This window comes from Bacillus sp. AFS098217 (assembly GCF_002551815.1).
Classification (GTDB): domain Bacteria; phylum Bacillota; class Bacilli; order Bacillales; family Bacillaceae_G; genus Bacillus_A.
The window spans coordinates 108,162-121,189 of record NZ_NVPR01000032.1 but is presented as its reverse complement, the minus strand read 5'-3'; the positions used below and the strand labels follow the sequence as shown (position 1 = coordinate 121,189).

Sequence of the window (13,028 nt, the reverse complement as noted above, 5' to 3'; positions counted from 1 at the left end):
AGATGAATCTAGATTTTTCGGCAATTACTCCGTCGATACCATATATATTAAAAGGTTTAGAAGTAACATTAAAAATTGTAGCTGTATCTGCTTTGGCTGGTTTTGTGTTAGGAACGTTATTGGCACTTTGTAAAATTGCTAGAATAAGAGTTTTAAATATCGCTGCTGATTTATATACATCGATATTTCGTGGTACACCACTTGTCTTGCAATTAATGATTATTTATTTCGGTGTTCCGCAAATGACTGGATATGATATACCAGCCTTTTTAGCAGCAGTACTTGCATTTAGTTTAAATTCGGGTGCATATATGTCAGAGATAATACGTGCAGGGATTCAAGCGGTTGATAAAGGACAGACAGAAGCTGCAATGGCACTAGGTGTTCCATATGGAAAAATGATGCGAAATATTATTTTACCACAAGCATTAAAAAATATTTTACCAGCACTTGTGAACGAATTTGCAACACTTACAAAAGAATCGGCAGTAGTGACAGTAATTGGTGCTACAGACTTAATGCGCCGTGCGTATATTGTAGGCGGTGAAACATTTAAGTACCTTGAACCGTTACTATTTGTCGGACTTGTTTATTATATTCTAGTGATTATTCTTACAGTGATTGGGAAAGCAATTGAAGGGAGAATGAAGAAAAGTGATTAAAATTGAAAACCTTCATAAAACGTTTGAACAGAATGAAGTATTAAAAGGGATTACAACAACGATTGAGAAGGGAGAGGTTGTTGCAATTGTAGGACCATCAGGATCGGGAAAATCAACATTTTTACGTTGTATGAATGTACTAGAAACACCGACAAGTGGTCAAATCTGGATTGGTAATGAAGAAGTGACAAATCCAAGAACAAATATTATGAGTGTTCGTGAAAATGTAGGGATGGTGTTTCAGCATTTTCATTTATTTCCTCATATGACGGTGTTAGAAAATATTACGTATGCACCTGTAAATGTAAAAGGGATAGCAAAACAAGATGCAGAGAATAAAGCGAAGGAACTACTTGAAAAAGTAGGACTATTGGATAAAAAGGACGCATATCCAAATCGTCTTTCAGGTGGACAAAAACAACGTGTAGCCATTGCGAGAGCGCTTGCTATGGAGCCGGAAGTCATGCTATTTGATGAACCGACGTCTGCGCTTGATCCTGAGATGGTAAAAGAAGTACTAGAAGTAATGAAGTCTTTAGTGACTACTGGAATGACAATGGCGATTGTAACCCATGAGATGGGTTTTGCGAGAGAAGTAGCCGATCGTGTACTTTTCTTAGATGGTGGGAAACTAGTTGAAGACGCGAATCCAGAGCAGTTTTTTACAAGCCCAAAGAGCGAACGGGCACAAGAATTTCTACAAAAAATATTGTAACATATAAAAATTAAGTGAATAATAAGAGAAAAGGATGACAGTTTGTCATCCTTTTTTTTATACTTATTGTAAATACGTTTATACATATAGGAGTAGTGATATGTTCAGAATTGGATACCGTACAGTGAAAACAGCAGTCGGAACAGGGATAGCAGTCTTTATGGCGCAGCTTTTAGGATTAGAATTTTATAGTTCTGCGGGGATCTTAGTTATTTTATGTGTGCAAAATACGAAGCGAAAATCACTGCAAGCCTCTTTGCACCGATTTTTAGCGTGTTTATTATCAATGGTGTTTTCGTTTTGTATTTTTGAAACAATTGGTTATACACCATTTGCAATTAGCTTGCTACTGCTTACCTTTATCCCGACAGCTGTTATGTGTAAAATTCAAGAAGGGATTGTTACAAGTTCTGTTATTGTTATGCATTTATATTCATTAAAATATATTACATGGTCAGCGATTGGAAATGAAGTTGCAGTTATAACAATCGGAATTAGTGTAGCTTTATTAGTGAATATGTATATGCCAAGTGCGGAAAAGAAATTAACAAGGTATCAGGAACAAGTGGAAGTAAATTTTAAGAAGATTTTATATGAGATGGCTGCTTATTTGCGGAATCGAGATAGCACTTGGGATGGAAAAGAATTAATTGAAACAGAGGAGATATTGAAACAAGCGAAGGATTTATCCTTTAAAAAGCTTGAAAATCAATTTATGAGAGAAGATGACTATTATTATCGGTATTTTGATATGCGCATGCAACAATTTGAGATTTTAGAAAGAATTATGCCATTGGCAGCTTCCTTATCATGGTCATATGAGCAGGCTGATATGATTGCGGAAGTGATTACAAATGTGGGGAATTCGATTCGTCCAGAGAGTACGGGGCTTATTTCACTTAGACAATTACAAGAAATGAGAGAGATTTTTAGAGAGATGCCTCTTCCGAAAACACGAGAAGAATTTGAAATGCGTGCCAAACTTGTTCAACTTGTGTATGAAATGGAGCAATATTTACTTATTAAAAGTCGTTTTAAGGGAAAGGATAATATAAAAGAACTTATATAGAAGGTAGGAAGTACTTATGCCGTATCTTCTGTCTTTATTCTTATTTGTTTCTCTTTCACCTATTTGGCCTCTTGGTGATAATCCACGCGCTGGAGATCCCTTTATTATTGTAAATAAAGAGACAAATAAGCTTGCTTATATTAATGATGGAAAGATTCAAAATGTTTTCCCTGTCGCGACGGGAAAAACAAACGAGTTAACGCCAGAAGGGACTTTTGATATTGTAATGAAAGCGAAGAACCCTTATTATATTGCGAAGAATATCCCCGGTGGATCGCCAAAAAATCCACTTGGATCTAGATGGATGGGTTTTAACGCGTGGGGGACTGATGGTAGTAAGTATGGTATTCATGGCACAAACCAACCAAGCTCAATTGGAAAATATATTTCACAAGGATGTATACGGATGAAGAAACAAGATGTGGAATATTTATTTGACCGTATTCCAATCGGAACAAAGGTGTGGATTGTGAAATCAAAAAGCACATTTGAGCAGCTTGCAAAAGAAAAAGGAGCAATTGTTTATGAAAAAGTCAACACAAAGTGGCTTTTTCTCACATTTAACTTGTCTTGACATGTGTACATATTCATGCGTTAATGAGAATATACAAAGACGATAAGAAAGGGCTTGCTTATATGCATTTGAATTCAAAGATTTCTTATATGCAATTTTTGGTTGGCTTTTTATTCATTGTTACTTTCATATTGGCAATTTTTAATATATGCTCTTTTTTTGTATCAATTATATTTATGGTATTGCTGAATGTAACCTTTGTAATTGGGGCGTTCCAACAGAAGCATTATACCAGCTTTGTGATGGCTCTTATGATGGCATTTTCATTTAGTATTGTAGCGATTTTATTAGTCATAAAATAGATATACATGATGTATTGGTTGTGATTGAACAGGCTGTTTATTTTCTATCTAGGAGAATAAACAGCCTGTTTGTATATGCGTGTAGAAAGTAAAAAAAGGGCGAACATGTCGCCCTTTTTACCAAAACATACTTGCACCAGCAAGTAATGTTGTTACAAGCATGGAAATTAGCATGATATATACCATTATTTTTTGTGTTTTTTTATTCATACCGAGCCTCCTTGCAATCGTTACAACTTCATTGTAACGAGAAATGAAAGCAGGGACAAGGGGAGAGTATGAACAAAATGCGAGAAGTGTATTTAAAATGGAACAGGAAAATTCGAAATGTATAGAGAATATAAACAAGATGGGAAGCAAGTTTTTTTGTCTTTTAAAAAGTTTTGCAAGCTGAAGAATGGAGATACGATGATGAGAATATACGAAACAGAGCGTTTGCAATTGAGAGAAATTGATGAGTCGTATGCAGAACAAGTTCTTCAATATTACGACAAAAATCGTGAGTTTTTAAAAGCATGGGAAGAATATCGACCAGATGATTTTTTTACATTAGATTATCAAAAGAGACGTTTGCAAAAAGATAAAAAAGAGTTTGCAGAAGGAAAAATAATTCGATTATGGATTTTTAAAAAAGGTGATGATTCAAATATTATTGGTTGTATTTCTTTCAGTTTAATTGTGCGTGGGATTTATCAGTCTTGTGTTCTTGGTTATAAGCTGGATAAAGATGAATTAAATAAAGGATATACAACAGAAGCGCTTAGAAAAGCAATTGATGTTGCTTTTCAAGAATTCCATTTACATCGTATAGAAGCACCGATTATGCCTCGTAATTTAGCATCTATACAAGTTGTAACGAAGATTGGTTTTCAATATGAAGGTGTGTCTCGGAAAATGTTAATGGTGAATGGGATTTGGGAAGACCATATGCGCTGGGTGCTTTTAAATGAGTAGAGGAAAACAGATGGTTATCTAGATGTGTGAACTATCTGTTTTTTGTCTTGTCTTTCGAAAGTTTTACGAAATTCTGTTATAATAAATGTTGTTACATACTTAACGCAGTGCAGGAGGCGTATTCTGATGATTAATCAAGAACGTTTAGTAAATGAATTTATGGAGTTAGTGCAAGTAGATTCTGAAACAAAATACGAAGCAGAAATTTGTAAAGTGTTAACAGAGAAATTTACTGCTTTAGGTGTTGAAGTATTTGAAGATGACACAATGGGTGTGACTGGACATGGTGCAGGTAACTTAATTTGTACTTTACCAGCAACAAAAGAAGGTGTAGACACAATTTACTTCACTTCTCATATGGATACAGTAGTTCCTGGTAAAGGAATTAAGCCTTCTATTAAAGATGGTTATATCGTATCAGATGGTACTACAATTCTAGGATCAGATGATAAAGCTGGATTAGCATCTATGTTTGAAGCAATTCGCGTTTTAAAAGAGAAAAATATTCCTCATGGAAAAATTGAATTTATTATTACAGTTGGTGAAGAATCTGGTCTTGTTGGTGCGAAAGCATTAGACCGTGAGCGTATTACAGCAAAATATGGTTATGCATTAGATAGCGATGGAAAAGTTGGTGAAATCGTAGTTGCTGCTCCAACGCAAGCGAAAGTGAATGCCATTATTCGCGGGAAAACAGCTCATGCTGGTGTAGCACCAGAAAAAGGTGTATCCGCGATTACAATCGCAGCAAAAGCAATTGCAAAAATGCCACTTGGTCGTATTGATTCTGAAACAACTGCAAACATCGGTCGTTTCGAAGGTGGTACACAAACAAATATCGTTTGTGATCATGTACAAATTTTTGCAGAAGCTCGTTCTTTAATAGATGAAAAAATGCAAGAGCAAGTTGCCAAAATGAAAGAAGCATTTGAAACAACTGCAAAAGAAATGGGCGGTCAAGCAGATGTTGAAGTAAAAGTTATGTATCCTGGATTTAAATTTGCTGATGGCGATCATGTTGTAGAAGTTGCAAAACGTGCAGCTGAAAAAATTGGTCGTACGCCTTCTCTTCACCAAAGTGGTGGCGGAAGTGATGCAAACGTAATTGCTGGGCATGGTATTCCAACAGTAAACTTAGCAGTTGGTTATGAAGAAATTCATACAACAAATGAAAAGATTCCTGTTGAAGAATTAGCAAAAACAGCTGAATTAGTTGTGGCAATTATTGAAGAGGTAGCAAAATAATTGTAAGTAATATTAAGGGAGCGTGTAACCTATAGTAGGTTTACACGCTCTTTTTCATTTGGATTCAATTGCCTTCACAAGGCGAATGAACCAATATAAAAAAATCCATGGAAGTATATATGTTGTTGCGACGTGTACTGTGTGAGGTAGAAGTGCAGCGGAGTTAATATTAAAAATTGGAAGTAGTAAATAGTTAGTAGCAATGATTAATATAATAACTAGGAATGTGTAATTGAGTTTATTATGGTTTTTCATCTTACTCTCTCCTTTTACATAATTATCCATTCTTAATTTGAGTATATCAAAAAATATAATTAGAAAGAACGTGTTTTTATTTTTGAAAAGCTCCACTGTTTCTATGAAATTTGATATAATAGAAATAAGAACAAACGTTCCTTTTTTCTGGGGGGTGAAAAACATGAAAGAAATGTATCCAAAAAACGGTCGTGTCATTCTACATGTTGATATGAATTGTTTTTTTGCATCAGTTGAAATTGCGCGTGATCCATCGTTAAAAGGAAAGCCATTAGCGGTTGCAGGAAATGAAAAAGAGCGAAAAGGAATCATTGTAACATGTAGCTATGAAGCAAGAGAATACGGGGTACGAACAACAATGCCACTTTGGGAAGCGAAACGATTATGCCCAGGATTAATTGTGAAGCACCCAAATTTCAAATTATATCGCGAGGCGTCATTTGAGATGTTTCAAATTCTTTCACGTTTTACTGAGAAGATACAGCCTGTTTCTATAGATGAGGGTTATTTAGATATAACAGATTGTTATGGATTAGGATCTCCCCTTGAGATTGCTAAGATGATTCAGCAAGCGTTATTAACGGAGCTACAACTACCGTGTAGTATTGGAATAGCTCCTAATCTTTTTCTCGCAAAAACAGCGTCAGATATGAAAAAACCGCTTGGTATTACCGTGTTCCGGAAACGAGATATTCAGGAGCTACTTTGGCCGCGTCCTGTTGAAGCAATGCATGGAATTGGTGAGAAAACAGCGGAAAAACTAAAAGAAATTCATATACATACAATTGGTCAGTTAGCAAATGGAGAAGAGCATGTGATTCGTGCGAAAATAGGAAAGCATGGTGTTGATTTACAAAAAAGAGCAAAAGGTATGGATGATAGGGAAGTCGATCCAAATCAAATGGGGCAGCATAAAAGCATTGGAAACTCAACGACGTTTTCGAAGGATATGGATGAAGAGAAGGAATTGCTTGATATGTTAGAGCAATTATCGAAATCAGTTAGCAAAAGGCTACAAAAACGTACCCTGGTCAGCTATAACATCCAAATTATGATCAAATACTACGATCGGCGTACAGTAACGCGGAGTAAGCAATTAAAAAATGCAATTTGGGAAGAACGTGATATTTTTCAAGCGGCCTCACGTTTATGGAAAGGGCATTGGGATGGAGATCCGATTCGATTGCTTGGTGTTACAGCTACTGAACTAGAGTGGAAGACAGAATCAATTAAGCAACTAGATTTATTTTCATTTGAAGAAGATGCGAAAGAAGAGCCATTATTAGCTGTTATTGACCAGATTAATGATAAATATGGAACCCCTATTTTGCAAAGAGGGAGTCAATTATTTCGAAAGCAGGAGAAATCTTTTCAGCAGAAATTAGAGAATAAATTTATGTAAAAAGTGTCATGGTAATTTAACACCTATGACACTTTTTATTTTTTAATAACTTAAATAGGAATGTGTTGCTTTATTATCGAGCATTAGGGAATACTCTTCGAACGGTTTCGGTAAATTCTTCAAATAGTCCTGTTACGGGTTTGCCTTGGTTAATTTTGACCGTATAGTCTCTCATGCGGTTTACAAAATCAGGATTTGAAGATACAAACACATGACGAATATTTGGATCGGTAGCTCTAACTTGATCGGCAACTTTCTTTTCCAATTGCTTTGTGACTTCGCCTTTTACGTTTTCACGTAAAACAACTGCAACATAGGCATTTCGATTTGTGACGATTACATTTGCTTTGTCTATTTCTTCTAGTTCAACGATTCGATCTGCCGCTTCATTTGCTACACGTAGTCGTGTTTCATTGTTCGTGACATCGTTTGGATTAGTTCTTACTCTTTGAGTATTCGTATTATTCTCCTCATATGTAACATTTTGTACGTTATTGTTTGGCCGATTATCCAATGCTTTATTTTTTTGATTTCCTGCACATCCAAACAATGAAATAGTTGCCAAAGAAATGATTGAAAGAGTCTTTAGTTTTTTCAATGATATTCCTCCTTTATGATACTATGTTTTTAAAATGACCAGTTGTTTATTTATTATGCATCGTGAAAATAGGGTGATGTAATGTTTATCAAGTAAGTTTGGGAGGGAGCATGGCGTGGAGCAAAGTAATCTGAGTCATAGGATACAAGATCTTTGTAATATAGCTATTGAATATGCAAAAGATTACGACAAAATTTCAAATGATTCTGAGGAAAGTATCAAAGAGTTAGAAGAGATCTTAGATTATTATGTGAATGATTTACGCGATAAGAAAGCAAATGGAGACGAAGAAGAGATACCGACCGAAAATCAAATTTATAAAAGCAAAAAAGCACCGATTTTCGATGCTTTTTTTAATTTTTATCTCGCTATTTGCGGGCAGTAAGACCCAATGATTAAAGTTCCACTCTATAGATTATAAAATAGCAGGATTTTCATAAATTACAATCTCTGAATGGTTTGCTGTTGAAATACGTTGTGCATAATATGTGATAGAAGAAGAAATGTATTCCGGCAACGTTTGATTTGTATGCAATGCTGTGTACTCATGGATTAACTCTTTTAAAGTCGTCCATTTTAGTTGCGCTGGGTGATCAGAAACGAAGGAACTTACCCAGCGGTCAAATGAAGATGAAAAATCAGTTTGTAAACGAAATACTTCTTTCATGGTTAAATGCTCCCTTTATTTATGATACAATCATTTTACTACAAGGCACGAACGATTACTAAATTTTTTATTTGTAACGTTCGTTATATATAGTTATCCAGATGGGCGGTGGGCGGTTAAGGAAATTTGATTTGCCATTTGAAATAACATTCCGTAAGATGAAAGATAGATTCTATAAAGAGCTGGAGGAAAGAAAGTGGAATTTGTGTTTTTAGGAACTGGTGCAGGCGTTCCTTCAAAAGGAAGAAATGTCTCGGCAATTGCTTTGCAGTTGTTAGAAGAACGAAGTGAAACGTGGTTATTTGACTGCGGTGAAGCAACGCAACATCAAATTTTACATACATCTGTACGTCCGCGTCGCATTGCAAAAATATTTATTACGCATTTACACGGTGATCATATTTTTGGTCTACCTGGTTTATTAGGAAGTCGTTCTTTTCAAGGTGGGACAACATCATTAACGGTGTATGGTCCAAAAGGGATTAAGCAATTTATTGAAGTAGCATTATCAGTGAGTACAACACATGTGAAATACCCGCTTGAAATTGTGGAAATTACTGAGGAAGGTATTGTTTTTGAAGACGAACAATTTTATGTAGAAACGAAGAGGTTGTCACATGGAATTGAGTGCTTTGGATACCGAATTGTTGAGAAAGATATACAAGGACATCTTCTTGTTGAGAAACTGCTAGAAGCAGGAGTGAAACCAGGGCCAATCTTTAAACGCTTAAAAGACGGTGAGGTAGTTGAATTAGATGATGGAAGGCTTCTAAACGGAAAAGACTTTATCGGCCCACCTCAAAAAGGAAGAATCATTACAATTTTAGGGGATACGCGTTATTGTGAGGCGAGTAAAAGCCTTGCGCAAGATGCAGATGTACTTGTACATGAGGCGACATTTGCAGCAGCAGATGAAGAGCAGGCACATGATTATTTTCATTCGACAACAGAACAGGCAGCTCGTATTGCGCTGCAGGCGAATGTGAAACGGTTAATATTGACTCACATTAGTTCTCGCTATCAAGGAGATACATATAAAGAATTGGTACAAGAAGCACAGTCGCTGTTTACGAATACTGAAATAGCGATGGATTTAAAATGTTTTCCAGTAGAACGGTAATATTTCACAAACAATGGCAACGTAGGTTTGCCATTGTTTTATTTTTTATAGAAAATTTTTCTCTATCATATAGATATAACTGTTATCATTTAATATCTTTATGATATGATACAGAGATTTTAAAGTTTTTGAACATACAGTAAGAAAATATAAAATATCGGTTGTTTTGAAAAACTGTTATATAAGCAAATTTATATATTATTGATACAAGAAAGATAAATGAATTTGAAATCAGAAATTTTAAAATTCACCAAAAGTAAGCGTTTTACAAAAAACAAGCTATAATGAGGGCACATTACAATTCCTCGTGAGTTACAGCGTGTATTTTAGCCATTTTTCGTAACGAAACGAAATTGACTAAAAGGGAGAGGGCAACATAGAGATTATTAAGGGAACTGTACTATGATTAGTTGTATTAAGTCTTTTTTCACTCTTTAGTTTTAAAGCACCAAATGGTATGAAGGCAATGGGAGCTTTAGCTAGTGCAGCAGTTGCAAGTTTCTTAGTGGAAGCATTCCAGTTATACGTTGGTGGAGATTTAATTGGCATAGACTTTTTAAAAGAGGTTGGGAAGTCAGCTGGTAGCCTAGGCGGGGTTGCTGGTGCGACTCTTGTTGCATTAGCTATGGGTGTATCACCTGTTTATGCTATCCTTGTAGGGGCTTCTGTGTTAAACTTTGGATTGCTACCAGGATTTATTGCTGGTTATCTTATATCGTTTTTAGTAAAACAAATTGAAAAACGTGTACCAGAAGTATCTGGTCTTGTTTCAGGATATATTGGCTCACTTGTATTCAAAAACTATCCAATTCGTACAGCTGAGCAAATTCGTGGTACGGTTGGGAAAGCAACAGATGCGGTAGCTTAATAGAATAGTAGTAAGTAATTTTAGGGGGAATTATGATGAAATATCGCTCAGTATTTGATATTATTGGTCCAGTTATGATTGGTCCATCAAGTTCACATACAGCAGGTGCGGCAAGAATGGGGCAAGTTGCTCGTCAATTGTTCCGTCATGAACCGGAAAGAGTTACGATTTCGTTATATGGATCGTTCGCGAAAACATATCGTGGTCACGGTACAGACGTAGCATTGGTCGGTGGAATATTAGGATTTGAAACAGATGATACACGTATACCAAGTGCGCTAGAGATTGCAAAAGAGCGTGGGATTGAAGTGAATTTTATTGAAGAAGAAGCAAATGCTCCTCATCCGAATACAGCGAGAATTCGTTTGTATAAAGGAGAGGAAGAAATCGAAGTCGTTGCTTGCTCAATTGGTGGTGGAAAGATCGAAGTGGTGGAGTTAAATGGATTTGATTTACAACTATCAGGAACAAGTCCAGCACTTCTCATCGTGAATAATGATCGCTTTGGGGCAATTGCATCTGTAGCTTCTATACTTGCCAAACATGAAATTAACATTAGTACAATGAGTGTTTCTCGTAAGGAAAAAGGCAGAAAAGCGCTTATGGTCATTGAAACAGATGAATTATTGGCTGAAGAAGTGATTGAAGAAATAGAAGGACAATCAAATATTTGTCAAGTAACTATTATGGATTAATTGCAGGGGGGAAACACCATGTTTCGGAACGCAGCGGAACTAGTGGCACAAGCTAAAGAACAGAATGTAAAAATTGCAGAAATTATGATTCAATGTGAAATGAAAACAAGAAGTATCTCTCGTGAAGAAGTACTTGCCGGAATGGAAAAGAATTTAGTCGTGATGGAACAAGCAGTAGAACGTGGTATTCGCGGTGTGAAATCACCGACGGGTTTAACGGGCGGAGATGCTGTGAAAGTGCAAGAGTATATGAAAAGTGGGAAAGGCTTATCTGGCCACACTATTTTGGACGCAGTGAGCAAAGCGGTTGCAACAAATGAAGTAAATGCAGCAATGGGAATCATTTGTGCAACACCAACAGCTGGATCAGCTGGGACGGTACCGGGTGTATTGTTTGCACTTAAAGAAAAATTACAGCCAACACGTGAAGAAATGATTGAATTCTTATTTACAGCAGGAGCATTTGGTATGGTTGTTGCCAACAATGCTTGTATTTCCGGTGCAGCTGGAGGATGTCAAGCTGAGGTTGGTTCAGCAAGTGGAATGGCAGCGGCAGCTGCTGTTGAAATGGCTGGTGGAACGCCAGAGCAAGCAGCTACAGCAATGGCAATTGCGTTAAAGAATATGCTAGGATTAGTATGTGATCCTGTTGCTGGACTTGTAGAAGTGCCTTGTGTAAAACGTAATGCTGCGGGTGCTTCAAATGCGATGATTGCAGCGGATTTATCATTAGCTGGCGTAACAAGTACGATTCCATGTGATGAAGTTATTGAAGCTATGTTTAGAATTGGGCAAACAATGCCAGTTGCTCTTCGTGAAACAGCGGAAGGTGGACTAGCGGCAACACCGACAGGACGTCGCCTACAAGAAGAGATTTTTGGAAAGAGTAGCAAATAAAGAAATAATATTATGATAAAAAGCGGAGCTCAGATTCATTTTCTGAGCTCCGTTTTTTATTTTTCTTTTGTTAATTGTTCTAATGTTTTTCCAAGGTCATATGATCGTTTTGTAGCTTCTGTAATACATGATATGAGCGCTTGTTGAAAATCAAAGCTTTGCAGAACCTCGATGCCTGCCTCTGTTGTTCCCCCAGGAGAAGTAATTTCTTTTCGTAAGATAGAAGGGTGTTTTGTATTGGCTTTAAGCATTTCAGCTGCACCAATCATTGTTTGTAAAATAAGTGATTTCGCTACAGATTCTTCTAAGCCGATTTGTTTTGCAGCTTCTTCCATTGCTTCAACGACGTAATATATGTATGCCGGACCGCTTCCAGATAGTGCAGTAACAGCGTGCATATCGTCTTCAGCTACTATAGAAACGAGGCCGATTGTTTCAAATAAAGATTTAGCAATGCGAATATGTTGTTCTGTTGCATGTAAGGATGGAGATATAGCGGTAGCAGACTTTAAAATAGCAGCAGATGTATTTGGCATTGCCCGGATAATCGGAACATTTTTTTGAAGCAAGTTCGTAATAGAATGAGTAGAGACGCCTGCTAATAATGAGATAACGAGTTGCTTACTCGTTATATAGTCTTTAAGAGGTACAATTGCTTCCGCAATATCCTTTGGCTTCATTGCTAGAAAAATTACATCTGCATGAGCAAGTAATTCTTGTTTGTTATGAGTTCCTTTGACACCATATTTTGTATGTAACTCCTGTAATCTTGTTTCATTTGCGCGATTGCTTACTGTAATTTGTTCACTCTTTACGACGTTTGCATCTAATAAACCAGCAATAATTGCTTCGGCGATAGATCCTGCACCGAGAAAGGAAATATTTTGAATAGACATGATGTTCCTCCTTTATTTTTTGTAAAAAAACTTATAAATGTACATACATTCGTTTTTAAATAGAAAACACCTCCTTTTTATCTGAAAATAATGACAAATTTTCATGGAA

17 protein-coding genes and 1 pseudogene are annotated in these 13,028 nt (G+C 36.3%); 13 read left to right on the top strand and 5 right to left on the bottom strand.

All coding sequences use genetic code 11. The annotated features are described in order from the left end of the window. Positions 1–2: 2 nt before the first annotated feature. From COO03_RS08755 to COO03_RS08735, 5 genes are all read left to right on the top strand, one after another. On the top strand, positions 3–662 hold the full coding sequence (locus COO03_RS08755) for an amino acid ABC transporter permease (RefSeq protein ID WP_097896804.1): 660 nt from the start codon (positions 3–5) through the stop codon (positions 660–662). Next, a complete protein-coding gene (locus COO03_RS08750; RefSeq protein WP_097896803.1) occupies positions 655–1,377 on the top strand; it encodes an amino acid ABC transporter ATP-binding protein in 723 nt (240 codons plus the stop codon). Before COO03_RS08755 ends, COO03_RS08750 begins: the two co-directional genes overlap by 8 nt. Before the next feature lie 100 nt (positions 1,378–1,477). Next, positions 1,478–2,446, top strand: coding sequence for an aromatic acid exporter family protein (locus COO03_RS08745; protein WP_097896802.1), 969 nt, complete (start codon positions 1,478–1,480; stop codon positions 2,444–2,446). A gap of 16 nt (positions 2,447–2,462) precedes the next feature. Beyond that, positions 2,463–3,020, top strand: a complete 558-nt coding sequence (locus tag COO03_RS08740; RefSeq protein WP_097896801.1) for a L,D-transpeptidase — start codon at positions 2,463–2,465, stop codon at positions 3,018–3,020. Between the two features lie 62 nt (positions 3,021–3,082). Beyond that, complete coding sequence (locus tag COO03_RS08735) at positions 3,083–3,322, top strand: DUF3894 domain-containing protein (protein ID WP_097897056.1); 240 nt, start codon at positions 3,083–3,085, stop codon at positions 3,320–3,322. Between the two features lie 117 nt (positions 3,323–3,439). On the opposite strand, the gene prli42 is transcribed toward COO03_RS08735, so the two are convergent. After that, on the bottom strand, positions 3,440–3,532 hold the full coding sequence (prli42, locus tag COO03_RS26950) for a stressosome-associated protein Prli42 (protein ID WP_154724613.1): 93 nt from the start codon (positions 3,530–3,532) through the stop codon (positions 3,440–3,442). 201 nt (positions 3,533–3,733) lie between these two features. Between prli42 and COO03_RS08725 the strand changes: the two genes are divergently transcribed. Then, complete coding sequence (locus COO03_RS08725; protein WP_097896800.1) at positions 3,734–4,276, top strand: GNAT family N-acetyltransferase; 543 nt, start codon at positions 3,734–3,736, stop codon at positions 4,274–4,276. 126 nt (positions 4,277–4,402) lie between these two features. Further along, positions 4,403–5,521 carry a tripeptidase T gene (locus COO03_RS08720; protein WP_097896799.1) on the top strand — a complete coding sequence of 373 codons (1,119 nt, stop codon included), beginning with the start codon at positions 4,403–4,405 and terminating at the stop codon, positions 5,519–5,521. Between the two features lie 54 nt (positions 5,522–5,575). Here the strand turns inward: COO03_RS08720 and COO03_RS08715 are convergent, their stop codons facing one another. Continuing rightward, positions 5,576–5,776 (bottom strand): hypothetical protein, encoded by a 201-nt coding sequence (locus tag COO03_RS08715; protein WP_097897054.1) that lies wholly within the window; start codon positions 5,774–5,776, stop codon positions 5,576–5,578. A 163-nt stretch (positions 5,777–5,939) separates the two neighbouring features. Between COO03_RS08715 and COO03_RS08710 the strand changes: the two genes are divergently transcribed. Continuing rightward, a complete protein-coding gene (locus tag COO03_RS08710; protein WP_097896798.1) occupies positions 5,940–7,178 on the top strand; it encodes a DNA polymerase IV in 1,239 nt (412 codons plus the stop codon). Positions 7,179–7,251: 73 nt separating this feature from the next. Here the strand turns inward: COO03_RS08710 and COO03_RS08705 are convergent, their stop codons facing one another. Next, the gene (locus COO03_RS08705; RefSeq protein WP_097896797.1) at positions 7,252–7,776 is read right to left on the bottom strand and encodes a YhcN/YlaJ family sporulation lipoprotein; all 525 of its coding nucleotides are present in this window, start codon (positions 7,774–7,776) and stop codon (positions 7,252–7,254) included. A 115-nt stretch (positions 7,777–7,891) separates the two neighbouring features. Here COO03_RS08705 and COO03_RS08700 point away from each other — a divergent pair, with 115 nt between their 5' ends. Further along, positions 7,892–8,161 carry a hypothetical protein gene (locus COO03_RS08700; protein ID WP_097896796.1) on the top strand — a complete coding sequence of 90 codons (270 nt, stop codon included), beginning with the start codon at positions 7,892–7,894 and terminating at the stop codon, positions 8,159–8,161. 30 nt (positions 8,162–8,191) lie between these two features. On the opposite strand, the gene COO03_RS08695 is transcribed toward COO03_RS08700, so the two are convergent. Beyond that, positions 8,192–8,443: a DUF3932 family protein gene (locus COO03_RS08695; RefSeq protein ID WP_097896795.1), complete on the bottom strand. Its 252-nt coding sequence runs from the start codon at positions 8,441–8,443 to the stop codon at positions 8,192–8,194. 196 nt (positions 8,444–8,639) lie between these two features. Here COO03_RS08695 and rnz point away from each other — a divergent pair, with 196 nt between their 5' ends. The 4 genes and pseudogenes from rnz (at position 8,640) to sdaAA (ending at position 12,023) form a co-directional block, all read left to right on the top strand. After that, complete coding sequence (rnz, locus tag COO03_RS08690) at positions 8,640–9,563, top strand: ribonuclease Z (protein ID WP_097896794.1); 924 nt, start codon at positions 8,640–8,642, stop codon at positions 9,561–9,563. Positions 9,564–9,939: 376 nt separating this feature from the next. After that, a pseudogene (locus tag COO03_RS08685) lies at positions 9,940–10,335 on the top strand (PTS sugar transporter subunit IIC); the annotation flags it as partial. A gap of 131 nt (positions 10,336–10,466) precedes the next feature. After that, positions 10,467–11,126 carry an L-serine ammonia-lyase, iron-sulfur-dependent subunit beta gene (gene sdaAB, locus COO03_RS08680; RefSeq protein ID WP_097896793.1) on the top strand — a complete coding sequence of 220 codons (660 nt, stop codon included), beginning with the start codon at positions 10,467–10,469 and terminating at the stop codon, positions 11,124–11,126. An 18-nt stretch (positions 11,127–11,144) separates the two neighbouring features. Next, the gene (gene sdaAA, locus COO03_RS08675) at positions 11,145–12,023 is read left to right on the top strand and encodes an L-serine ammonia-lyase, iron-sulfur-dependent, subunit alpha (RefSeq protein WP_097896792.1); all 879 of its coding nucleotides are present in this window, start codon (positions 11,145–11,147) and stop codon (positions 12,021–12,023) included. Between the two features lie 56 nt (positions 12,024–12,079). On the opposite strand, the gene proI is transcribed toward sdaAA, so the two are convergent. Further along, positions 12,080–12,919 carry a pyrroline-5-carboxylate reductase ProI gene (gene proI / locus COO03_RS08670; RefSeq protein WP_097896791.1) on the bottom strand — a complete coding sequence of 280 codons (840 nt, stop codon included), beginning with the start codon at positions 12,917–12,919 and terminating at the stop codon, positions 12,080–12,082. Between the last annotated feature and the right edge of the window lie 109 nt (positions 12,920–13,028).

Coding starts and splice junctions, on each gene's coding strand:
- COO03_RS08755 (WP_097896804.1), top strand. CDS start 3: ATGAATCTAGATTTTTCGGCAATTACTCCGTCGATACCATATATATTA.
- COO03_RS08745 (WP_097896802.1), top strand. CDS start 1,478: ATGTTCAGAATTGGATACCGTACAGTGAAAACAGCAGTCGGAACAGGG.
- COO03_RS08740 (WP_097896801.1), top strand. CDS start 2,463: ATGCCGTATCTTCTGTCTTTATTCTTATTTGTTTCTCTTTCACCTATT.
- COO03_RS08735 (WP_097897056.1), top strand. CDS start 3,083: ATGCATTTGAATTCAAAGATTTCTTATATGCAATTTTTGGTTGGCTTT.
- prli42 (WP_154724613.1), bottom strand. CDS start 3,532: ATGAATAAAAAAACACAAAAAATAATGGTATATATCATGCTAATTTCC.
- COO03_RS08725 (WP_097896800.1), top strand. CDS start 3,734: ATGAGAATATACGAAACAGAGCGTTTGCAATTGAGAGAAATTGATGAG.
- COO03_RS08720 (WP_097896799.1), top strand. CDS start 4,403: ATGATTAATCAAGAACGTTTAGTAAATGAATTTATGGAGTTAGTGCAA.
- COO03_RS08715 (WP_097897054.1), bottom strand. CDS start 5,776: ATGAAAAACCATAATAAACTCAATTACACATTCCTAGTTATTATATTA.
- COO03_RS08710 (WP_097896798.1), top strand. CDS start 5,940: ATGAAAGAAATGTATCCAAAAAACGGTCGTGTCATTCTACATGTTGAT.
- COO03_RS08695 (WP_097896795.1), bottom strand. CDS start 8,443: ATGAAAGAAGTATTTCGTTTACAAACTGATTTTTCATCTTCATTTGAC.
- sdaAB (WP_097896793.1), top strand. CDS start 10,467: ATGAAATATCGCTCAGTATTTGATATTATTGGTCCAGTTATGATTGGT.
- sdaAA (WP_097896792.1), top strand. CDS start 11,145: ATGTTTCGGAACGCAGCGGAACTAGTGGCACAAGCTAAAGAACAGAAT.
- proI (WP_097896791.1), bottom strand. CDS start 12,919: ATGTCTATTCAAAATATTTCCTTTCTCGGTGCAGGATCTATCGCCGAA.